A 22,092-nucleotide genomic window follows, 5' to 3' on the forward strand; every position below is an offset into this window, starting at 1 on the left:
TCACGGATGGTCACAAGCTGTCCCGAACCGACGAACCGGCAGGCACTTTTGCGCCAACAGCCGACCATTCAAGATCACTTGCCCTCGGTCGCCGGGCGTGTTGTCACTGGCAGATGCGAGGATGCCCCCAGCACGCGAAGGTGTGGGGTTCTGGGGAGCCGCACCGTCCGTGCCGACCTGTACCGGGCGACGCGTCCGTGCGTGGTGGGGGGAATCACAGAGCGTCCCCCTGCCGGGCACCCCGCGCAGAAGGGACCGCTGACGGCGATGCAGATCCGGCTGACCGTCCTCGCGCCGCGCGGCGGCCATGCCGCCGGACGCGCGTGCGACGTGCTCGTCACCGCCCCCGCCGGGACGGCACTGGCCGCCGTCGCCTCCGCCCTCGCCACCGCCGTCTCGGGCCCGGACGCCTCCGGCGCCGTCGTGCTGTACGCGGGCCGGGAGCGGCTGGACGCCCAGCGCCGCACCCTCGGCGAGCCGCCGCTGATCGACGGCGCGGTGCTCTCGCTCCAGGTCCCCGGTGAGGACGGCGCGCCCGCGCACGACGCACCGGCCCAGCTCCATGTGGTGGCGGGCCCGGACGCGGGCGGAGTGCATCTGCTGCACGGCGGACGGATCAGGATCGGCCGCTCCGCCGACGCGGACGTCCCGCTGGACGACCCGGACGTGTCACGGATGCACTGCGCGGTGACGGTCGCCGACGACGGCCGGGTGTCCGTCGCCGACCTCGGGTCGACGAACGGTACGACGCTGGAGGGCGCCGCCGTCGGCGAGCGCCCGGTGCCGCTGGGGCCCGGCGCGCTGCTGCGGCTCGGCGAGTCCGTGCTCCGGCTCACCTCGGGCGGCGCTCCGGCCGCGCTGCCCACGGCCCCGGACGGCGAGGGCCATCTGCGGATCGACCGTCCGGGAGGGCCTGGCGGGCCAGGACCGGAGGGCTCCCAGGATCCCCCCGGCACGGACGGCCCGGGAGGACCCCCGTACGGCCCGGCCACCGGCGGCGGTCCGGCGACAGGCGCGTACGGCACGGGCGGATTCGGCACGGACGGCTCGGGATACGGACCGGAGGGCGCCTCACCCGGCCCGCAGTACGGCAGCGGTCTGCGCGAGCCCGCCCCGGCGCACGGCGGCCCGGCGTCCGGCGCCCGCGACGGCGCGGGAGCGAGACCGGCCGCCGACCCGGACGGGGAGGCCCGGGGCCGTGGCGAAGGTCATACGACCCGCGGCTACGGCGGCTCGGTGCCGGCCGGCGCCTCCAGCCGGCTCCTTGGCCCGCAGTACGGCAATCCGCCCGGCGCCCCGCGCGTGCCCGACCCTCGCAGCGCCGACACGCACTACGGCTTCCGTGGCCGTATGGAGGACGCGCCCGACGGCGCCCACAGCAGGCCGACCGCGCCGGACGCGGCGGAAGGCGGCTCCTGGCAGCCGGGCGACGCACCGGCCGAGGACGGCCCGCACTCCCACAGCCGTACGTCCGGACCGCGCAGGCAGCCCGCGCCGGCGCGCGGCACCGAATCGCCCGAGGCGGCGGCCCGCCGCCGGGGCGGCATAGGCGCCTGGGCACGGCGGCTCACCGGCACCCGGGACGAGGAGCTGCCGGAGGCCGTCCACGGCGGCCCGGGAGGGTCCCCGGCGGGCGCCGGACGTACGCCGCTCGCCGAGCCCTGTCCCGATCCGGCCGCGGTCCTGCTGACCGCGCTCGGGCCTGGCCCCCGGCTCTGGGAGCGCGACAGCCGCCATCCCGACGCGCTCGTCGTGCGGCTGGGCACGGCGGACCGCCCGGCCTCCGGCGCCGCAGGACCGCTGTCGGGCGCGCCGGTGACGGTCGGGCTGCGCGAGGCCGGTTCACTCGCTCTCGCGGGCCCCCGGGAGCGGCTGACCGGTATGGCCCGCTGGACGGTGGCCCAGCTCGCCGCGCTGCACTCCCCCGCCGATCTGGAGATCGTGCTGATCTCCACGGACCGCGCCCGCACCGTGGAGGAGCGTGTCCAGGACTGGGGCTGGCTCGGCTGGCTCCCCCATGTGCGGCCCGCGCACGGCCAGGACTGCCGGCTGCTGCTCGCCTTCGACCGGGACCAGGCGGGTGCGAGGACGGCGGAGCTGACCCGCCGGCTGGACGACGGCCCGCTCGGGCCCGGCTGGGCCTCGGCCGACCCCTGGACCATCACGGAGGCGGCGGCCCGCCACGACGGCCCGTACACCCTGGTGATCGTGGACGGCGATCCCGGCTCCGCCGCGCTGCGCGAGTCGACGGCGCAGCTCGCGGGCGCCGGAGCGGTGGCCGGTGTCCATGTCCTCTGTCTCGCCGAGACCCCGGCGGCCTCCCCGCACTCCCCGGTCTCCGCGACGTACGAGACGGCGTGCGCGGCCTCGCTGCCGTTCCGGGAGTGCGGGGCCGTCGCCCTGCTGAGCGGCGATGTGGCCACCTCGCTGCGGGTGTTCAGGACGGCCGTCGGCCAGCCCGCGGGGCATGGCACGGTCGCGGTGGTGGACGCGGTCTCACCGGCCTGGGCGGAGCGTTTCGGCCGGGCGCTGGCGCCGTTGCGCGCCGCCGCGGCCGGCGGCCGGGGCCGTCCCACGGCCGTGCTGCCCCGATCGGCCCGCCTCCTCGACGAGTTGGGCCTCGCGCGGGCCACCCCCGCGTCCCTGATGGCCCGTTGGGCGTCCGCGGCGGACCGTACGGGCGACTGCACGGCGGTCCTCGGCGCCGGGCCGCGCGGCCCGCTGGGCGTGGATCTCACGGAGGAGGGCCCGCATCTGCTGATCGAGGGCCCGGCGGGCAGCGGCCGTACGGAACTGCTGCGTTCCGTCGCCGCCTCGCTCGCGGCGGCGGCCCGGCCCGACCGGCTGGGGCTGCTGCTGGTCGACGGCGCCGGCGGCGAGCGCGGCGAGGGGCTCTCGGTCTGTACGGAACTGCCGCATGTGACCGAGCACCTGGTGGCCTCCGACCCGGTCAGGATGCGCGAGTTCGCCCAGGCGCTGGGCGCCGAGCTGAAGCGGCGGGCCGAGCTGCTGGGCTCCGCGCACTTCGCCGAGTGGCACGGCGGGCGGGACGCGCGCGAGGTGTCGGAGCGGCTGATCGGCCAGCGCGCGCCGAGCGCCTCCGAGCAACGGACCGTCCGGCGCGGCGAGTCACGCGCCGACCAGCCGGAGCAGCAGCCGGACGGCGCCCGGCCGGACGGACCGCGCGGCGACGGGCCACGTGGTGAGGGACCGCGTGGTGAGGGACCGCGTGGTGAGGGACCGCGTGGTGAGGGACCGCGCGGCGAACCGGAGTCCCCCGCCCGGGGCACGCTCAGACTCCGTACCACCATGGGCCGTTCGGCTCCCGGACAGCGGCCCGCGCCGCTGCCTGCGCTGCCCCGGCTCGTCGTGCTCGTCGACGACTTCGACGCCCTGGTCGCGCCCGCGCTCGGCAGCCCGGGCCGCCCTGCGGCCGGTTCCGTCGTACGCGCCCTGGAGGCCGTGGCCAGGGACGGCGAGCGCCTCGGGGTGCATCTCGTGGCGGCCTCGGCGCGTCCCGACCGCACGGTCGACACGGAGCTGGCGCAGGGCGCGCGGCTGCGCGTCGTGCTGGACGCGCCGCCCGTCGCCCCCTCGCCCGACGATCCCGCGCCGGGCCGCGGCCGGCTCGGGCATCCGGACGGCCGGGTCACACCGTTCCAGGGCGGCCGGGTCACCGGACGCATCCCGCGCACCGCGACGCTCAGACCCACGGTGGTGCTGGTGGAGTGGGAGCGGATGGGCGATCCACCGGCCCGCCGACCGGTCAGGGAGCTGGGCAACGGACCGACGGATCTCGCGCTGCTCGCCAGCGCGCTCGACCGGGCCGCGCGCTCGGTCGACGCCGTCCCTGTCGCCCCACTGACCCCGGCTCACCCGTGAAACCCCGAAGATCCCTTTACGTCCGTCGTGCCACGTCGTCCGACGTCACGAGCCCATCACGATCACCGAGTTGGCACTGACAGCGGTATTGCGGCGCCCGGTCACCCCGCGTAGGACTGTGCGCACGGGACGAGTGCAGCGCCGCCAGCGTCACGGCCGCGACGCCGTTCCACACGCGTAGATCCGTACGCACCAGGACAGAGACGGGGCAGTGATGGGCACAACTCGTAGGGCACGCAAGGCACTCGGCACGGGCAGAGGGGGCTGGGGCACCCGCAGGGCGGCCGTGGCGATCGTCGCGGTCGGCGCCGTGGCCCTCACCGGCTGCGGCGGCGATTCGGGCGACGACAAGGGCTCGGACGGCGGCGCGAGCAAGGAGCCCGCAGCGGCGAGCGTCCAACTGCCCAAGCTCGACGGCGAGAACATCCAGGTGGCGGCCGTCTGGACGGGGCCCGAGCAGGAGAACTTCACCAAGGTTCTGACGGAGTTCGAGAAGCGCACCGGCGCGAAGGTCACCTTCGTTCCCGCGCAGGACCCGATCGTCAACTTCCTCGGTACGAAGATCGCCGGCGGCAGCCCTCCGGACGTGGCGATGCTGCCTCAGGTGGGCGCGATCCAGCAGGCCGTGGAGAAGAAGTGGGCCAAGCCGGTCGGCGCCGAGGCGAAGGCCCAGCTCACCAAGAACTACAGCCAGGTCTGGCAGGACCTCGGCGCGGTGGACGGCGAGCAGTACGGCGTCTACTTCAAGGCCGCCAACAAGTCGCTGGTCTGGTACAACAACGCCGCGTTCGAGAACGCGGGCGCGACGGTGCCCAAGACCTGGCCCGATTTCCTGTCCACGGCCGAGACGATCTCCGCGTCGGGTGTCACCCCGGTCTCGGTCGGCGGCGCCGACGGCTGGACGCTCACCGACTGGTTCGAGAACATCTACCTCTCCCAGGCGGGCCCCGAGAAGTACGACCAGCTCGCCCAGCACAAGATCCCGTGGACCGACGGCTCCGTACGGGACGCGCTGACCACGCTCGGCCAGCTCTTCGGCAAGCCGGCCCTGATCGCGGGCGGCGCGGACGGCGCGCTCCAGACCGAGTTCCCGGCCTCCGTCACCCAGACCTTCACCGGCGGCGACCAGCCCAAGGCCGCGATGGTCTTCGAGGGTGACTTCGTCGGCGTCAACATCGCCGAGACCGACGCCAAGATCGGTACGGACGCCAAGGTCTTCCCGTTCCCGGCGGTCGGTCCCGACGCCCCGGTGGTGACGGGCGGCGACGCGGCCGTGGCGCTCAAGGACAGCAAGGGCGCGCAGGCGCTGCTGACCTTCCTGGCCTCCACGGACGCCGCGAAGATCTGGGCGGAGTCGGGCGGCTTCGTCTCGCCGAACAAGGCCCTGGACACCGCCTCGTACCCGAACGACGTCCAGCGCGACATCGCCAAGGCGCTGATCGCCGCGGGTGACGACGTCCGCTTCGACATGTCGGACCAGATGCCGCAGTCGTTCGGCGGTACGCCGGGCAAGGGCGAGTGGAAGGCCCTCCAGGACTTCCTGAAGAACCCGAAGGACGTCGCGGGGGCCCAGCAGAAGCTGGAGTCGGACGCGGCCAAGGCGTACCAGAGCTGACGCGATGACGTCGGCGGCGACGGGGGGCACCGCGAAGGTGCCCCCCGGCACACAGCAACGCAAGAGCGTGACAGGCACACGTAAACTCGTCGCGGCCGGCTTTCTGCTGCCCGCGCTGGTGCTGCTGGGCGCGCTCGTGGTCTACCCCATCGGGTTCTCGGTCTACCGGTCCTTCTTCGACAAGTCCGGCGACGGCTTCGCCGGTTTCGACAACTATGTGGAGATCTTCACCGACGACACCATCCTGACCGCGGTCCAGAACAACGCGATCTGGGTGGTGGTGGCGCCCACCGTCGCCACGGCCCTCGGTCTGATCTTCGCCGTACTGACCGAACGGGTGCGCTGGGGCACGGCGTTCAAGCTGATCGTCTTCATGCCGATGGCGATCTCGATGCTCGCGGCGGGCATCATCTTCCGGCTGGTGTACGAGCAGGACCCGGACCGCGGGGTCGCGAACGCGGTCTGGGTGGGCGTGCACGACACGTTCAACGAGTCGGCGGGCTTCCCCAACGCCCACCCGCTGCCGGTCCATCCGCTGAAGGCGGCGGGCGGCGGCGCGTTCGTCACCAAGGAGCCGGTGACCGCGGGCGGCGTGGTCCAGTTGCCGCTGGTGGGTGTGGCACCGGCGAAGATGCCCTCCGACGCGGTGCCCGCCAAGGCGGCGAAGCCCGCGGACGGCCAGGTCACCGGTACCGTCTGGCTGGACTTCACCCGGGGCGGCGGCGGCAGGCCCAATGTCATCGACGCCCGGGAGCTCGGCCTCAAGGGCATCGGGGTGGAGGCCGTCAAGGACGGCAAGGTGGTCGCCTCGGCGACGGCCGGCGCGGACGGTACGTTCAGCCTGCCCGCGGCGGCCGACGGAGCCCTGCTCAGACTGCCGGAGGCCAACTTCAGGGAGCCGTACAACGGCGTGGACTGGCTCGGTCCTTCCCTGGTCACCCCGGCCATCATCGGCAGCTATCTGTGGATGTGGGCCGGGTTCGCGATGGTGCTGATCGCGGCGGGCCTGGCGAGCGTGCCCAGGGAGCTCATGGAGGCCGCCCGGGTGGACGGCGCCAACGAGTGGCAGGTCTTCCGCCGGATCACCGTGCCGCTGCTGGCACCGGTCCTCGCGGTCGTCATGGTCACACTGATGATCAATGTGCTGAAGATCTTCGACCTGGTCTTCATCATCGCGCCGGGCTCGTCCCAGGACGACGCGAACGTCCTGGCGCTCCAGCTCTACCGCTCGTCGTTCGGCACGGACGCGGATCTCGGTGTCGGCAGCGCCATCGCCGTCCTGCTGCTCCTGCTGGTGATCCCGGTGATGCTCTTCAACGTGCGGCGAATGCGGAAGGAGACGCGCCGATGACCACGAACGATACGACGGTCAAGGCGCGGCAGCCTCTCGCGGGCCGGATAGCGGCCCGTGCGGGCGGCGGCGCGATGCGGGTCTTCCTGATCCTGGTCGGCCTGTTCTGGCTGATGCCGACGATCGGACTGCTGCTCTCCTCGCTGCGCGACTCCGCGGACATCGCCGGAAGCGGCTGGTGGCGGGTCTTCACGGCTCCCGCCCAGCTCACCACCGAGAACTACTCGCGGCTCCTCGACAACGACACGATCACCAACTCGCTGTTCTCCACGATCCTGATCACCGTGCCCTCGACCGTCCTGGTCGTGGTGATCGGCTCGCTGGCCGGATACGCCTTCGCCTGGCTGGACTTCCCCGGCCGCGACTGGTGGTTCCTGGTGGTCGTGGGACTGCTGGTGGTCCCGGTGCAGGTCGCGCTGGTGCCGGTCTCGAAGCTGTTCGGTGCCATCGGCATCTTCGAGACGACCTTCGGCGTGGTCATCTTCCATGTCTCCTTCGGCCTTCCCTTCGCGATCTTCCTGCTGCGGAACTTCTTCGCGGAGATCCCGAGGGAGCTGCTGGAGGCGGCCCGGCTCGACGGAGCGGGCGAGATACGGCTGTTCACCCGGGTCGTGATGCCGCTCGGCGGTCCCGCGATCGCCTCGCTCGGCATCTTCCAGTTCCTCTGGGTCTGGAACGACATGCTGGTCGCGCTGATCTTCGCGGACTCGGACAGCCCGCCGATCACGGTCGCGCTCCAGCAGCAGGTACGGCAGTTCGGCAACAACATCGATGTGCTGGCGCCCGGGGCGTTCGTCTCGATGGTGATCCCGCTGGCCGTGTTCTTCGCGTTCCAGCGGCAGTTCGTGACGGGTGTGATGGCGGGCGCCGTCAAGTAGCCGTCGCGAGGCGCCGGCGGGCGTGACGCCGGTCGGCGTCGAGGAGTCGGGCCCAGGGAGGGCCGGTCACGGGACGACCGGCCCTCCCCGTCTCCGTCCCCGTCCGGTGCATCGCCGTCCCCGTCACCATCCCCGTCCGGCGCGTCGCCGTCTCCGTCACCGTCCGGCGCGCCGCGTCAGCCGCCCGCCGCGTCAGCCGTGGCGGACCGCCGCCACCGCCGAGGCCGCCAGATCGTCCAGATATCCCTTGGGCAGATCACCGCGGACCACCACCAGCCGCCAGTAGAGCGGTCCGACGATCAGATCGAGGGCCCGGTCGGCGTCCGCGCCCTCGGGCAGTTCGCCGCGTTCGACGGCCTCGCGGACGATCACCGCGGCGATACCGCGCTGCCGGTCCAGCAGTGCCGTCTTGATCGCGTCGGCGATCTCGGGATGGCGGGCCGCCTCCACCAGCAGATCCGGGATGACCTGCGAGGCGACCGGGTGGCGCAGGGCGTGGGAGGCCACTTCCAGCAGGGCGCGCACATCACCGTAGAGCGAACCGGTCGCGGGAGCGGGCAGCCCTTGCGCCGCGAAGGCGGAGAGCAGATCGAGGACGAGCGCCAGCTTGGACTTCCACCGGCGGTAGACGGCGGTCTTGCCGACACCGGCCCGGCGCGCGATGCCCTCGATGGACATCCGGGCGAAGCCGACCGCGGCCAGCTCCTCGAAGACGGCGGCGCGGATGGCGTCGGTCACATCCTCCCGGAGCACGGCGGCTCCCGCGGGGACACGGCGTGAGGTGCGGGGGTCCGTGGTCATGGGCACCGAGCATAGCGTCACCACGCCGTCACGACGACACGGTTGCGTCGCGACGTACTCCGTCCTACCTTGGGCGTCACGACGATACGGACGCGTCCCGTCGTACCTCTTCGTGAAAGCGCGCCGCTCAGCGCTGTAGCGCCGTCCCAGCCGACGTCGAAAGCCGACCTCCGTGAGCCAGCCGATCACACCGACCACACCAGCCCAGGGCCCGAACCGGGCCCCGGACTCCACGCGTCCGCCCCGGAATCAAGCCCGCCCCGGCACCGGGACCGGCGCCGAGACCGATCTCACCGCCCTCGCCCGCCGGCACGGACTGACCGTGAGCGGCGCCCGGCCGACGCTGCCCGAGTATCTGCGCGGCCTCTGGTCACGGCGGCACTTCATCGCCGCCTTCGCCACCGCCCGGCTGACCGCGCAGTACAGCCAGGCGAAGCTCGGCCAGATCTGGCAGATCATGACGCCGCTGCTCAACGCGGCGGTCTACTACTTCATCTTCGGGGTGCTGCTCGGCACCAGGGACGGTGTGCCGGACTTCGTCCCGTTCCTGGTCACGGGCGTCTTCGTGTGGACCTTCACCTCCAGCTCGATCATGGCGGGCACCCGCGCGATCTCCGGGAACCTCGGTCTCGTACGGGCCCTGCACTTCCCGCGCGCCGCCCTGCCGATCGCACTCGCCCTCCAGCAGCTCCAGCAGCTGCTCTTCTCCATGGGCGCGCTCACGGTGATCCTGGTCTGCTTCGGCCAGTACCCGAGGCCGAGCTGGCTGCTGGTGGCGCCGGTCCTGGCGCTCCACGCGCTCTTCAACACCGGGATCTCGATGGCCGTGGCACGGCTGGCGGCCAGGACCCCGGACATCGCCCAGCTCATGCCGTTCGTCCTGCGCACCTGGATGTATGTGTCGGGTGTGATGTGGAGCGTCGACAAGGTGGCCGGTGACGACCGGGTACCGCACTGGGTCACGGTGGCCCTGGAGTGCAATCCGGCCGCCGTCTACATCGATCTGATGCGCTTCGCGCTCATCGACAGCTTCACCGCCGACCGGCTGCCGCCGCACATCTGGGCCGTGGCCCTCGGCTGGGCCCTGTTCGCCGCGATCGGCGGATTCCTGTTCTTCTGGAAGGCCGAGGAGGAGTACGGACGTGGCTGAACGCCCCCCCGCCGTCAGCGGACCCGCCGTCACCGCACCCGCCGTCACCGACGAACCCGTTCCGACGGTCGTCGCCGACGGGGTCCACATCACCTACACGGTCCATGGCACCCGGGGCGGCCGGGGCAGCGCCACCTCCGCCCTGAGCCGGATCCTCTCGCGCCGGAGCGCGCCCGGCGCACGCCAGGTGCACGCCGTACGGGGCGTCAGCTTCGCGGCGTACAAGGGCGAGGCGATCGGCCTGATCGGCTCCAACGGATCGGGCAAGTCGACACTGCTCAAGGCCGTCGCCGGACTGCTGCCGCCGACGGAGGGCAGGATCTTCACCCGGGGCCAGCCCTCGCTCCTGGGCGTCAACGCGGCGCTGATGAGCGATCTGACGGGCGAGCGCAATGTCATCCTCGGCGGGCTGGCGATGGGCATGTCGCGCGAGCAGGTACGGGAGCGCTACGACGACATCGTGAAGTTCTCCGGGATCAACGAGAAGGACGACTTCATCTCGCTGCCGATGCGGACGTACTCCTCGGGGATGGGCGCCCGGCTGCGCTTCTCGATCGCCGCCGCCAAGAGCCACGAGGTCCTGCTGATCGACGAGGCGCTCTCCACCGGCGACGCCACGTTCCAGCGCCGCAGCCAGCGGCGCATCGCCGAGCTCCGCGAGGAGGCGGGCACGGTCTTCCTCGTCAGCCACAGCAACAAGACGATCACCGAGACCTGTGACCGGGCGCTCTGGCTGGAGTCGGGGACGCTGCGGATGGACGGCCCGGCGGCGGAGGTCGTCGCGGCGTACGAGGAGTTCACCGGCAAGAAGAAATAACGCCGGAAACAGCGGCAATTCGGGCTAATGTGCCGGTCGATGACGAACCGTCCGACCGGCACGGCCGGCGCCCCCGAGCCCACGTCCGCCCGCACGCCTCTCCGTCCGTCCGCACACGGCTTTGACCGTGCCTCCGCCCGCGCCCGTGTCCTCGCCCGTATCCCGCGGATCGCCCGCCGTCCTCACCGTCCCCGCCGCCCCCGGGGTGTCCGCCGCCGGACCGTGACCGCCGTCTGTGCCGTCTGGACCGTCTGGGCCCTGACACGGCTCGCGATGCTCTGGCTGATCCTGCACGACACCCTCGGCGTGGGCGCGGTCGGCCGCGAGGTGTACGGCGTCTACCGGCACTGGTACGAGCAGCTCAAGCTGGGCTCGTACCCGCTCGACGACGTGACCTGGCAGTATCCGCCGGGCGCCGGGGCGGTGCTGCTCTCCCCGGCGCTGCTGCCGCACCTGACGTACTTCCAGGCGTTCGTCGCGCTGGCCCTGCTCTCCGACGCGGTCGTCACGCTCGCGCTGACGCGGGCCGGGCGCGGCGCCGGATCGTCGGCCGCGGGCTGCCGGCTGTGGGTGTGCGGACTGCCGCTGCTGCTGCACACCCCGCTCGTGCGGTACGACGTGCAGGCCACCGCCCTCGCCGTACTCGCCCTGCTCACCGTCCGCCGCCGTCCGCTGACCGGCGGGATGCTCGCCGGGCTCGGCGCGATGGTGAAGGTCTGGCCCGCGCTGACCCTGCTCGGCACGCCTCGCGGCCGTACCACCCGTGCCGCCTGGTCCTCCGCCGCCGTCGGCGCTCTGGCTCTGCTGGGCGTGCTCGCACTGAATTTCTCCCGACCGCTGGACTTTCTGCGCCAGCAGGGCGGCCGGGGCATCCAGATCGAGTCGCTCGGCGGCACCGCGCTCTCCCTGGCCCGGCTGGCGGGCTGGTCCGGTACGGTCGAATACCGCTACGGCGCCTTCGAGTTCACCGGCCCGCATGTGCGGGAAGTGGCCCTGGCCGCCCTGCTGCTGACCGCGTCGGCCTTCTGCTGGCTGCTCCTGTGGCGGGTACGCGCCGTCCGCTGGACGGTGGCCACCCCGTTCGACGCGGCGCTGACCGCCGTGCTCCTCTTCACCGTCACCAGCCGGGTGATCAGCCCGCAGTATCTGATCTGGCTGCTGGGTCTGGCCGCGGTCTGCCTCACCTCGCGTGCGACCAGCCAGCGTCCGGTGGCGCTGCTGCTGCTCCCGGCGACGGTTCTGAGCGCCGTGGGCTATCCGGTGCTGTATCTGGACGTCATGGCGGTCACACCGCTGGGCTGTGCGGTGATGGCGCTCAGAAACGGGCTTCTGCTGGCGGCGGCGCTGCTGGCCTGCAGACGGCTGTGGACCGGGACACGGAGAGAGGCGCCCGGCTCGACCTGAGCCGCACGCCCCACACCGCGGTCCGACGCCTCCGCCTGTCCTCGGTCCGGGCGGCCTGCCAGACCTGCCCGGCGCAGCCGATCCGACACCGCCCCTCGCCCGACACCGCCCCTGGCCCGTACACCGCCGGACGGCCGGACGCGAATTCACCCGAACGGGCCTCCTCGAACCGGCCCTCAGCCGTGCCGATTCACCCGAACGGGCGTCGGCCACCGATATGCCCCGCCCGACCGGCCCGGACCGGCCCAGCCGAGGGGCCGTGCCCGGCGGACCGTCCTTGACAGTCCGTCCCCGTCCCGTCAGCTGTGCGTCCGCAGCAGCGTCCGCATCGTCCTCATCGCGACGGACAGATTCGCCAGATCGAACGCGTCCGAGCTCTGGATCTCCTCCAGCGTCGTCCGCGCACGGGAGAGGATCGCCGCGTTCTTCCCCTCCCACGCGCTGAAACGCTCCTCGGGCGTCGAGTTCCCGTTGCCCACGGTCAGCACATCCGCGGTCAGCGCCGCATGCGCCGCGTACAGGTCCTCGCGGATCGCGGCACGCGCCATCGACTGCCAGCGGTCGGCCCTCGGCAGCTCCACGATCCGGTCCCTGAGCTGGGTGATCCGCAGCCGCTCACCGAGGTCGTAGTACACCTCGGCGACGGAGAGCGGATCCTGTCCGGTACGGTCCGCGATCGCGACGATGTCGAGGGTCGGGAAGGCGGAGGAGAATCCGGCCACCCGTACGGCCAGTTCCTCGGGAACGCCCGCGTTGGTCAGCTCCGCCAGAATCCGCTGGTACCACTCCATCTCCGCGCCGCGCAGCATCGTGGGCAACTGCGCCCAGACCCGCTCGACTCCCGCGGCGAAGAACTCGATGGTGCCGGTGATCTCCAGCGGCTGCGGCCGGTTGCCCAGCAGCCACCGCGTACCCCGCTCGACCAGCCGGCGCGAGTGCAGCCTGATCCGGGTCTGGACGGCGGCCGGGACCTTGTTGTCCAGCGCCTCCACCGCGTCCCAGACCGCGCCGAGACCGAAGATGTCCCTGGCCGAGGCCTGCGCCCTGACGATCTCCTCGATCGAGGCGCCCGTCTCCTCGCGCAGCCGGTGCAGGAAGGTCGAACCACCGCTGTTGACGGTGTCGTTCACCAGCACCGTCGTCACGATCTCCCGGCGCAGGGCGTGCCCGTCGACCCGCTCGGGGAACCGCTCGCGCAGCGCCGAGGGGAAGTACGCGTGCAGCAGCTTGCGCAGATACGGGTCGTCCGGCAGATCGGTGTGGATCAGCTCGTCGGCCACGGTGATCTTGGTGTACGCGAGCAGCACCGCCAGCTCGGGCTGGGACAGGCCCTTGCCCGCGTTGAGCAGTTCACGGATCTGCCGGTCGGTCGGCAGGAACTCCAGCGCCCGGTCGAGATGTCCGTCCCGCTCCAGCCGGCGGATGAACCGCTGGTGCGCGTGGAGGAGCGAGGGCGACTGGGAGTCGGCGTTGGCGAGGGCCGTGTTCTGCGCGTAGTTGTTGCGCAGCACCAGCGCCCCGACCTCGTCGGTCATCTCGGCGAGCAGCTTGTTGCGCTGCTTGACGGTCATGTCGCCTTCGGACACCAGCCCGTTCAGCAGGATCTTGATGTTCACCTCGTGGTCGGAGGTGTCCACACCGGCGCTGTTGTCGATCGCGTCGGTGTTGACCTTGCCGCCCTCACCGTCCCCGCCGCGCCGCGCGAACTCGATCCGGCCGAGCTGGGTCAGCCCCAGATTGCCGCCCTCGCCGACGACCTTGACCCGCAGGTCCTCGCCGTTGACACGGATCGCGTCGTTGGCCTTGTCGCCGACATCGGCGTTCGACTCGGTGGAGGCCTTGACGTACGTACCGATGCCGCCGTTCCACAGCAGGTCCACCGGGGCCTGGAGGATCACCTTCATCAGCTCGGCGGGCGTCAGCTTGGTGACACCCGGCTGAATCCCCAGGGCCTCGCGCACATGCGCGTTGACCGGGATCGACTTGGCCGTACGCGGGTGGATACCGCCGCCCTGCGAGAGCAGCCGCTTGTCGTAGTCGGCCCACGAGGAGCGCGGCAGGTCGAACAGCCTGCGGCGCTCGGCGTACGAGGTGGCCGCGTCCGGGTGCGGATCGAGGAAGATGTGCCGGTGGTCGAAGGCCGCGACCAGCCGGATGTGCTCGGAGAGCAGCATGCCGTTGCCGAACACGTCGCCGGACATGTCACCGACACCGACGACGGTGAAGTCCTCGGTCTGGGTGTCGTGGCCCAGCTCACGGAACTGCCGCTTCACCGACTCCCAGGCGCCACGGGCCGTGATGCCCATGCCCTTGTGGTCGTAGCCCGCGCTGCCGCCGGAGGCGAAGGCGTCCCCGAGCCAGAAGTCATAGGCGAGCGCGACCTCGTTGGCGATGTCGGAGAAGCTCGCGGTGCCCTTGTCGGCGGCGACGACCAGATAGGTGTCGTCCTCGTCGTGGCGGACCACGTCGGCCGGCGGCACGACCTCGCCCCCGACCAGGTTGTCGGTGATGTCGAGCAGCGCCGAGATGAAGATCTTGTACGAGGCGATGCCCTCGGCCAGCCAGGCGTCCCGGTCCACGGCCGGATCGGGAAGCTGCTTGGCGACGAAGCCGCCCTTGGCACCGACCGGCACGATCACGGTGTTCTTGACCATCTGCGCCTTGACCAGGCCGAGGACCTCCGTACGGAAGTCCTCGCGCCGGTCGGACCAGCGCAGACCACCGCGGGCGACCTTGCCGAAGCGCAGATGCACGCCCTCGACCCGCGGCGAGTACACCCAGATCTCGAACGCCGGCCGGGGCGCGGGCAGATCGGGGATGGCCTGCGGGTCGAACTTCATCGACACATAGCTGTGGTGGCCGGCGCCCTGGTTCCTCCGGCCCCTCCGGTCGCCGCCGAGGCTCGCCTTCTGGAAGAAGTTCGTACGGAGAGTGGCCTTGACGAGGGTCAGGAAGGACCGCAGGATCCGGTCCTCGTCCAGGCTCGCGACCTGGTCGAGGGCTCCGTCCAGCTCCTCCAGCATCGCTTCGGTCAGCTCCGTGCCGGCGCGCTGGCGCTCCGGCGACATCCGGGCCTCGAAGAGGGAGACCAGCAGCCGGGTGGTGTGGACATTGCTGCGGAGCGTGTCCTCCATGTAGTCCTGGCTGAAGGTCGAGCCGGACTGCCGCAGATACTTGGCGTACGCGCGCAGCACCATCGCCTGCCGCCAGTCCAGACCGGCGCTCAGGACGAGCGAGTTGAAGCCGTCGTTCTCCGCCGCGCCCGTCCAGACCGCGGCGAAGGCGTCCTGGAAGCGCTCGCGGGCGTCCTCGGCGAGATAGTCGCCGTCCGCGCCGCCCAGCGGCATCCGCAGACCGAAGTCGTAGATCCACGCCGTCGAACGGTCCGCGCAGCGCAGCTCGTACGGCCGCTCGTCGACGACCTCGACCCCGAGCCGCTGGAGCACGGGAAGGACGGCGGAGAGGGAGACCTGCTCACCCGAGCGGTAGATCTTGAAGCGGCGCTCGCCGGGGCCCGCGCCGACCGGCTCGTACAGGGAGAGCGAGAAGTCCGACTCCTCCTTGTCGAGGGCCTCCAGATGGACCAGATCGGCGACGGCGGCGCGCGGTGAGTGGTCGGCCTTGTATCCCTCGGGGAAGGCATTGCCGTAGTGGCGCAGCAGCTCGGCGGCGCGCTCCTCGCCGCATTCGGCGTTCAGCGCCTCGCCGAAGGCGTCGGACCAGGAACGGGCGGCCTCGACGAGCCGGGCCTCGATCCGGTCGGTGTCGGCGTCGGTGAGCTTGGCCAGCTCGGTGCCCCGGGGGACCCGGATCACGAAGTGGAGCCTGGAAAGAATCGATTCTGTGTTCCAGGCGGTGAAGTCGACGCTGGAGCCGCCCAGTTCCTCCTTGAGGATGTCGACCAGCCGCAGCCGCACACCGGTGGTGTAGCGGTCGCGCGGCAGGTAGACGAGGGCGGAGTAGTAGCGCCCGTAATCGTCCTGGCGCAGATAGAGCCGCAGCCGCCTGCGCTCCTGGAGATAGAGCACGCTGGTGACGATCGAGCGGAGCTGGTCGACCGGCGTCTGGAACAGCTCGTCGCGCGGATAGGTCTCCAGGATCTGGAGCAGATCGCGGCCGTCGTGGCTGTCGGGCGAGAAGCCCGCGCCCTCCAGCACTTCGGCGACCTTGCGCCGGATCACCGGGACGCGCCGCACGGACTCGGTGTACGCGGCCGAGGAGAAGAGCCCGAGGAAGCGCCGCTCGCCGACGACATTGCCCTTGTCGTCGAACTTCTTCACCCCGACATAGTCGAGATAGCCCGACCGGTGCACGGTGGAGCGGCTGTTGGCCTTGGTGAGGACGAGCAGCTTGTGCTCACGGGCCTTGGCGCGGGCGTCGGCGGGCAGCCGGCTGAAGGAGGGGCTGACCGGATGGTCGTCGTCCTCGTTCTGCCGCGGGTCGGAGCGCAGAATGCCGAGGCCGGTGCCCGCCACGGCGGACAGGGCGTCCGAGTCCGTGAGCTGATACTCGCGGTAGCCGAGGAAGGTGAAGTGGTCGGCGGCGAGCCAGCGCAGCAGCTCACGGGCCTCCTCGACCTCCTGGTCGCGCAGATCGTCGGCGGTCGGCTCGGTGGGCAGCTCCTCGGCGATACGCAGCGCCGAGTCGCGCATCTTCTCCCAGTCCTCGACGGTCTCACGGACGTCGGACAGGACGCGGAGCAGATCGGCGGTCATCTGCTTGAGATCGGCGCGGTCGGTCTCGCGGTCGATCTCGACATGGATCCAGGACTCGACGAGCACATCGTGCGCGAGGCCCGCCGCGGACTCGCTCCCCTCGGGGAGCACCTCGATCAGTTTGCCGGTGACATCACGGCGTACGACGACCTGCGGATGGATCACCGCGTGGATACCGCGGCCCTGCCGGGAGAGCTCATTGGTGACGGAGTCGACCAGGAACGGCATGTCGTCGGTGACGACCTCGACCACGGAGTGGCTGCACGTCCAGCCGTTCTCCTCGACCGTCGGGGTGTGCACCCTTACGCTGGCCGTCCCCTGGGGACGGTGTCCCGCCAGCCGGTAGTGGGAAAGCGCCGCGCCGAGGATGTCGACCGGGTCGCGGTCGGTGAGGTCCTCGGGTGCGGTGTGCAGGTAGTAGCGCTGGAGGTACGCGCGCAGCGCGCCCTTGCCGAGACCCGCGGGAGCGCCCGTGGCGTCGGCACCGTCGCCGACGAGGCCACCGGGACCGCCTGGACCGCCCGCGTGGCTCTCGCCATGAGGCCCGGCCGCTGCCTCGTCCTTCCGGGGGCCGCCCCCCAGCCCCCCGGTCCACCCCGCCGGGCTGTTCTCAGCGGCCCGAGCCGCCTGTTCCAGCAACTCGGCCTTGGCTTCGTCCAGCTTGGTCTGCATGTCCTCTGGCTCCTGTCGCGCGCCGTTGCGTGACGTAGGTGAAGGAAGCGACGCAACGCCACGACGCGGGGTTTCCGGTCGAAGTCGACGTTATGCCGCGATGAGAGATGTCCGGGGCGTTATTGGCCAATTTTGGCGGCCGGCCCGGACCTTGGTGATCAGCGATCACCCGGACGCTGTGGCGCTCCGGGCACGGGCGGAGGGCCTCACTGCCCCCACGGCTTATCGCGCTGATCACCGCCCAAGGTTATCGCTCCTCACCGGGGAGCCGTCATGAGCCGCATGTGTACAAAAGAGGGCCAATAAGTTTGACACTCCGGACAGCGACACGGACCGCGCGGACCGGGACGGGAAGCGGTCGGCGGGACGACACTGGTCGGCAGATGGACAGATCGCCCCACCCTTTCCGGGAGCAGTCATGGCAGCCAAGGTTCTGATCGTCACCGGCGACGCCGCCGAGTCCCTCGAAGTCCTCTATCCCTACCAGCGTCTGCGGGAGGAGGGGTACGAGGTCCATGTCGCGGCGCCCTCCCGCAAGAAGCTCCGGTTCGTGGTCCACGACTTCGAGCCCGGCTTCGACACCTACACCGAGAAGCCCGGCTACACCTTCCCCGCCGATCTGGCCTTCTCCGAGGTCGATCCCACGCAGTATGCCGCCGTCGTCATCCCCGGGGGCCGCGCTCCCGAGTACCTCAGGGCCGATCCGGAGCTGCGCAAGATCCTCAAGTCCTTCTTCGACGCCGACAAGCCCGTCGCCCAGATCTGCCACGGCCCGCTCCTGACCGCCGCCCTGGGCGAGCTGGCCGGCCGCCGGGTGACCGCGTATCCGGCGCTGGAGCTCGACATGCAGGCGGCCGGTGCCACCTTCCAGGACAGTGAGGCGGTGGTGGACGGCAATCTCGTGTCCTCCCGTGCCTGGCCGGACCACCCGGCCTGGATGCGGGAATTCCTCACGATCCTCCGGGCGAAGGCCCCGGTGACCTGAGCCTGGCCGGCCCCTGTCGGCCGCTGCCCGCCCGCCGCGCGCCGCTCAGGAGGCGGGCAGGGCCCGTCGGACGCGGGCGGCGGCGCTCCGGCGCGTCACAGGCTCTGTGCCGTCGCGACCGCCTCCGCCAGCGTGTCCACCACCGGGACGCCCATCGCCTCCAGCCCGGCCCTGCTGTTCGTACCGCCGGTGTAGAGCACGGCGCGGGCGCCCACATGCGCCGCGGCCACCGCGTCGTCGGCCGCGTCGCCGATGACCACCGTGTGCTCGGCGGATATCGCGCCCACGGAGGCCAGCGCGGTCAGATGGCGCTCCATGTGCAGCGCCTTGCTGCCGCCGGACGGCCCCGTGCGCCCGTCGACCCGGAGGAAGTGGCTCTCGATCCCGTATCCGCGGACGGTCGGGACGAGCTCCTCATGTCCGTACATGCTCAGCAGCGACTGGCTGCGGCCGGCCAGCCGCCACTGCGCGAGCAGCTCCTCGACGCCCTCCGTCAGGGCGCACGCCGCGCGCCGCTGCGTGTAGTGGCGGTGGAAGGCCCCGTCCATGACGGCCCACTCCTCGTCACTCGGCAGGCGGCCCATCAGCCGCTCGTAGAACCGCGGGATCGGTACGCAGTACAGCTCGCGGTAGCGGTCCAGCGTGATGGGCTCCAGACCTATGTCCGCGAAGGCGGCGTTGGTCGCCCCGATGACCGCGTCGATGTCGTCGAGGATCGTGCCGTTCCAGTCCCAGACCAGATGAGTGTTCTGCTTCCCCATGGCAGAAACCGTACCGGCCGGGTACGACAACGCCCCTGGCCGAGGCCGCCGGACGGCGCGGGCCCCGACAGAACCGGGGCCCGACGGCGCCAGGCCCCGGCAGCCCGCGGGTCCCGGCCGCCGGAGGCCCCGGCAGCGCTCGGCCGATGCGGTCCGGGGATCTCTCAGCCGATGAGGTTCGGGATCTCCTGGACCCCGTACCAGAGCAGTTCGTGGTCCTCCGCGCCGTCCACCGTGAACTGGGCGTCGTCGTCGCCGTGGTCCGCCGCGCCCAGCGCCGCCGCCGCGGCCGAGACATCCTCCTCCGCCTCGTCGGAGTCGACGTGCACCGCCGCCGCCTTCGTCAGCGCGACCGCCGAGGCGATCCGCACCTCGCCCAGCGCGCCGGCGTCGAGCCCGCGGTCCGGATCCGACACGGCCTCCCTGTCGGGCACGTCGGCCGCGAGGACCACCCGGCGCCGTCCCACGCCCGGATCGGCCGCGAGCAGCCGGAGCGAGGCGGCGGCGGCCCGGTTCAGGGCCGCGTACTCCAGTTCCTCGATGTCGTCGGACACGTACCACTCGCGCAGTCCGGGGGTCACGGCATACGCGAGCAGCGGCCCGGGTCCGACCTCGCCCGTCTTGTGCGCCTCTGCGAGACCGGACAGGGTCAGGGGGACATAGACGCGCATGAGGTGGCCGCTTTCATCGTCGGGAGAACACTCAGGATACGTCCGGGAGTCCCTCTTCGGGGTGACGCTCACACGCTCCCAGGCGTCCACCGAGGACCGCGCACGGTCCCGCCCTCAGGCCCGGCATCGCGCCCGGATCACACGGATAGGTGATTCCGGCGCCGCGCGCGCCGTCGGCGTACCCGCCTTGCGGGCCTCACCCCGCGCCCCGTAGAAGATCCACACCAGAAGTTACCGACCGGTATCGGGCCGGACGGGCAGAACGGGGGCGATCTGCGTGAAGACGACCGACATCACCGCGCGTACCGGTACCACCGCGCGCACGGACACCGCCACGCGCGTGACATCCATCACTCCCGGCGGCTCCGGGGCGGATCGCGCGGCGGCCAGGACCGTCGCCGGGGCACGGCCTCCGGGCAGGCGCGACCAGCGCGGGCCGGGCACCGTCCGGCCACGGCAGAACCGGCACCTGACCCCGCACGAACTCTTCGCCGAGCGCCTGCTCGCCGTCCTCAGCGGCCGTCGCCCGGTGCACTGGATGCTCGGCCAGACCATCGGAGAGGCATACGAGCAGCTTGTCCGGCTCGCACCGGGCACACCGCTCAGGGCCCGGGGCGCGGTTCCCGTCATCCGCACCTGCCACGGCTTCCAGCCTCGGCCCGGCGTGGTCGAGGCGTGCGCCAGCGTCGCCGCCGGCGAGCAGATCCGCGCCATGGCCTTCCGGCTGGAGCAGAGCGCCGATCTCCGCTGGCGCTGCGCCGCGGTCGAACTCGGCGGCGAACGCACCGGCGGCCGGAGCTGAACCGAACGGCGTGAAGCAGCACAGACGTACGGCGGCGTGCAGCGGTACGGGGACGGATACGGCGACGGGCCGGGGCGCACAGTGCGTGCGCGCCCCGGCCCGTCCCCGACGTTCCGTCCGGCCTGTTCCTACTACTGCGTGCTTCCGGTTGCTCTTCTTCTTGCTTCCGGTTGCTTCCTGTGCCGGCTTGTTACTTCTTGCGACGACGGCCGCCGTTGCCGCCGCCCTTCTGCGCCTTGCGCCGCTCGGCCCGCGTCAGCCCGTCCGTCGTGGACCGGGTGGGCCCGTCCGCGTTCTGGAAGTCGCCCTCCACGATGCCGCCCTCCCCGTCCACCGTGGGAGCGGAGAAGTGCAGCCGGTCGGGCCGCTGCGGCGCGTCCAGCCCCTTCGCGCGGATCTCCGGCCGGGACGTGCCCGCGGCCACCGCGTCCTGCTTGGAGAGCGAGGGACGCTCGGCCGCGTCCTGCACCGGGACCTCCTCGACCTGCTGCTCGACCTGGACCTCCAGGTTGAACAGATAGCCGACGGACTCCTCCTTGATGCCCTCCATCATGGCGTTGAACATGTCGAAGCCCTCGCGCTGGTACTCGACCAGCGGGTCCTTCTGGGCCATCGCGCGCAGCCCGATGCCCTCCTGGAGGTAGTCCATCTCGTAGAGGTGCTCGCGCCACTTGCGGTCCAGGACGGAGAGCACCACGCGGCGCTCCAGCTCGCGCATGATGTCCGAGCCGAGCTGGTTCTCCCGCTCCTGGTACTGCGCGTGGACGTCGTCCTTGATGGACTCCGCGATGAACTCGGCGGTGATCCCGGCGCGGTCGCCGGCCGCCTCCTCCAGCTCCTCGACGGTGGCCTTCACCGGGTAGAGCTGCTTGAAGGCGCCCCAGAGCCGGTCCAGGTCCCACTCCTCGGCGAAGCCCTCGACGGTCTCCGCCTGGATGTAGGCGTCGATCGTGTCGTCCATGAAGTGGCGCACCTGCTCATGCAGGTCCTCGCCCTCCAGGACGCGGCGGCGCTCGCCGTAGATGACCTCGCGCTGCCGGTTGAGCACCTCGTCGTACTTCAGGACGTTCTTACGCGTCTCGAAGTTCTGCTGCTCGACCTGCGACTGCGCGGAGGCGATGGCGCGTGTGACCATCTTGTTCTCGATGGGCACGTCGTCCGGCACATTGGCCATGGCCATGACGCGCTCGACCATCTGTGCCTTGAACAGCCGCATCAGGTCGTCGCCGAGCGACAGGTAGAACCGGGACTCGCCCGGGTCGCCCTGACGTCCGGACCGGCCGCGGAGCTGGTTGTCGATACGGCGTGACTCGTGCCGCTCGGTGCCGAGGACATAGAGCCCGCCGAGGTCCTTGACCTCCTCGAACTCCGCCTTGACGGCCTGCTCGGCCTTCTCCAGCGCGGCGGGCAGGGCCGCGGCCCACTCCTCGACGTGCTCGACGGGGTCCAGACCGCGCTGGCGCAGCTCCGCCTCGGCCAGATCGTCGGGGTTGCCGCCGAGCTTGATGTCCGTACCACGGCCGGCCATGTTCGTGGCGACGGTGACGGCGCCCTTGCGGCCGGCCTGGGCGACGATCGTCGCCTCCCG

General features: G+C 71.7%; 14 protein-coding genes. 9 read left to right on the top strand and 5 right to left on the bottom strand.

All coding sequences use genetic code 11. The features are described 5' to 3' along the window. Positions 1-267 precede the first annotated feature (267 nt). The 4 genes from BFF77_RS02780 (at position 268) to BFF77_RS02795 (ending at position 7,726) form a co-directional block, all read left to right on the top strand. Positions 268-3,882 (top strand): FHA domain-containing protein, encoded by a 3,615-nt coding sequence (locus BFF77_RS02780; RefSeq protein WP_066943420.1) that lies wholly within the window; start codon positions 268-270, stop codon positions 3,880-3,882. Positions 3,883-4,096: 214 nt separating this feature from the next. Continuing rightward, the gene (locus BFF77_RS02785) at positions 4,097-5,497 is read left to right on the top strand and encodes an ABC transporter substrate-binding protein (RefSeq protein ID WP_079124782.1); all 1,401 of its coding nucleotides are present in this window, start codon (positions 4,097-4,099) and stop codon (positions 5,495-5,497) included. 4 nt (positions 5,498-5,501) lie between these two features. After that, on the top strand, positions 5,502-6,848 hold the full coding sequence (locus tag BFF77_RS02790; RefSeq protein WP_066943424.1) for a carbohydrate ABC transporter permease: 1,347 nt from the start codon (positions 5,502-5,504) through the stop codon (positions 6,846-6,848). Next, entirely contained in the window at positions 6,845-7,726 is an 882-nt protein-coding gene (locus BFF77_RS02795) for a carbohydrate ABC transporter permease (RefSeq protein ID WP_066943426.1), read from the top strand. The genes BFF77_RS02790 and BFF77_RS02795 overlap by 4 nt, the downstream gene beginning before the upstream one ends. Positions 7,727-7,918: 192 nt before the next feature. Here the strand turns inward: BFF77_RS02795 and BFF77_RS02800 are convergent, their stop codons facing one another. Continuing rightward, positions 7,919-8,527: a TetR/AcrR family transcriptional regulator gene (locus BFF77_RS02800; RefSeq protein WP_066943428.1), complete on the bottom strand. Its 609-nt coding sequence runs from the start codon at positions 8,525-8,527 to the stop codon at positions 7,919-7,921. A 172-nt stretch (positions 8,528-8,699) separates the two neighbouring features. Between BFF77_RS02800 and BFF77_RS02805 the strand changes: the two genes are divergently transcribed. The 3 genes from BFF77_RS02805 (at position 8,700) to BFF77_RS02815 (ending at position 11,898) form a co-directional block, all read left to right on the top strand. After that, the gene (locus BFF77_RS02805) at positions 8,700-9,677 is read left to right on the top strand and encodes an ABC transporter permease (protein WP_169922598.1); all 978 of its coding nucleotides are present in this window, start codon (positions 8,700-8,702) and stop codon (positions 9,675-9,677) included. After that, a complete protein-coding gene (locus BFF77_RS02810) occupies positions 9,670-10,494 on the top strand; it encodes an ABC transporter ATP-binding protein (RefSeq protein WP_079124783.1) in 825 nt (274 codons plus the stop codon). The genes BFF77_RS02805 and BFF77_RS02810 overlap by 8 nt, the downstream gene beginning before the upstream one ends. A gap of 273 nt (positions 10,495-10,767) precedes the next feature. Next, positions 10,768-11,898: a glycosyltransferase 87 family protein gene (locus BFF77_RS02815; protein WP_066943446.1), complete on the top strand. Its 1,131-nt coding sequence runs from the start codon at positions 10,768-10,770 to the stop codon at positions 11,896-11,898. 299 nt (positions 11,899-12,197) lie between these two features. On the opposite strand, the gene BFF77_RS02820 is transcribed toward BFF77_RS02815, so the two are convergent. Continuing rightward, positions 12,198-17,285: an NAD-glutamate dehydrogenase gene (locus tag BFF77_RS02820; RefSeq protein ID WP_066943430.1), complete on the bottom strand. Its 5,088-nt coding sequence runs from the start codon at positions 17,283-17,285 to the stop codon at positions 12,198-12,200. Positions 17,286-17,703: 418 nt separating this feature from the next. Between BFF77_RS02820 and BFF77_RS02825 the strand changes: the two genes are divergently transcribed. Continuing rightward, complete coding sequence (locus tag BFF77_RS02825) at positions 17,704-18,270, top strand: DJ-1/PfpI family protein (RefSeq protein WP_066943432.1); 567 nt, start codon at positions 17,704-17,706, stop codon at positions 18,268-18,270. A gap of 95 nt (positions 18,271-18,365) precedes the next feature. On the opposite strand, the gene BFF77_RS02830 is transcribed toward BFF77_RS02825, so the two are convergent. Both BFF77_RS02830 and BFF77_RS02835 read right to left on the bottom strand, forming a co-directional pair. Then, positions 18,366-19,031 (bottom strand): HAD family hydrolase, encoded by a 666-nt coding sequence (locus BFF77_RS02830; protein WP_066943434.1) that lies wholly within the window; start codon positions 19,029-19,031, stop codon positions 18,366-18,368. A gap of 164 nt (positions 19,032-19,195) precedes the next feature. Beyond that, entirely contained in the window at positions 19,196-19,702 is a 507-nt protein-coding gene (locus BFF77_RS02835; protein ID WP_066943436.1) for a DUF6912 family protein, read from the bottom strand. A gap of 349 nt (positions 19,703-20,051) precedes the next feature. On the opposite strand from BFF77_RS02835, the gene BFF77_RS02840 reads away from it, so the two are divergent. Further along, positions 20,052-20,504 carry an Rv3235 family protein gene (locus BFF77_RS02840; RefSeq protein WP_066943448.1) on the top strand — a complete coding sequence of 151 codons (453 nt, stop codon included), beginning with the start codon at positions 20,052-20,054 and terminating at the stop codon, positions 20,502-20,504. Positions 20,505-20,694: 190 nt separating this feature from the next. Here BFF77_RS02840 and BFF77_RS02845 read toward each other — a convergent pair. Continuing rightward, a partial coding sequence (locus BFF77_RS02845) for a preprotein translocase subunit SecA (protein ID WP_483855204.1) occupies positions 20,695-22,092 on the bottom strand: 1,398 nt, incomplete at its 5' end.

Source organism: Streptomyces lushanensis (assembly GCF_001700515.1).
Lineage (GTDB): Bacteria > Actinomycetota > Actinomycetes > Streptomycetales > Streptomycetaceae > Streptomyces > Streptomyces lushanensis.

Bases quoted from the DNA above. Each gene is read 5' to 3' on its own strand.
- BFF77_RS02780 (WP_066943420.1), top strand. From the start codon at position 268: ATGCAGATCCGGCTGACCGTCCTCGCGCCGCGCGGCGGCCATGCCGCC.
- BFF77_RS02785 (WP_079124782.1), top strand. From the start codon at position 4,097: ATGGGCACAACTCGTAGGGCACGCAAGGCACTCGGCACGGGCAGAGGG.
- BFF77_RS02790 (WP_066943424.1), top strand. From the start codon at position 5,502: ATGACGTCGGCGGCGACGGGGGGCACCGCGAAGGTGCCCCCCGGCACA.
- BFF77_RS02795 (WP_066943426.1), top strand. From the start codon at position 6,845: ATGACCACGAACGATACGACGGTCAAGGCGCGGCAGCCTCTCGCGGGC.
- BFF77_RS02800 (WP_066943428.1), bottom strand. From the start codon at position 8,527: ATGACCACGGACCCCCGCACCTCACGCCGTGTCCCCGCGGGAGCCGCC.
- BFF77_RS02815 (WP_066943446.1), top strand. From the start codon at position 10,768: ATGCTCTGGCTGATCCTGCACGACACCCTCGGCGTGGGCGCGGTCGGC.
- BFF77_RS02820 (WP_066943430.1), bottom strand. From the start codon at position 17,285: ATGCAGACCAAGCTGGACGAAGCCAAGGCCGAGTTGCTGGAACAGGCG.
- BFF77_RS02825 (WP_066943432.1), top strand. From the start codon at position 17,704: ATGGCAGCCAAGGTTCTGATCGTCACCGGCGACGCCGCCGAGTCCCTC.
- BFF77_RS02830 (WP_066943434.1), bottom strand. From the start codon at position 19,031: ATGGGGAAGCAGAACACTCATCTGGTCTGGGACTGGAACGGCACGATC.
- BFF77_RS02835 (WP_066943436.1), bottom strand. From the start codon at position 19,702: ATGCGCGTCTATGTCCCCCTGACCCTGTCCGGTCTCGCAGAGGCGCAC.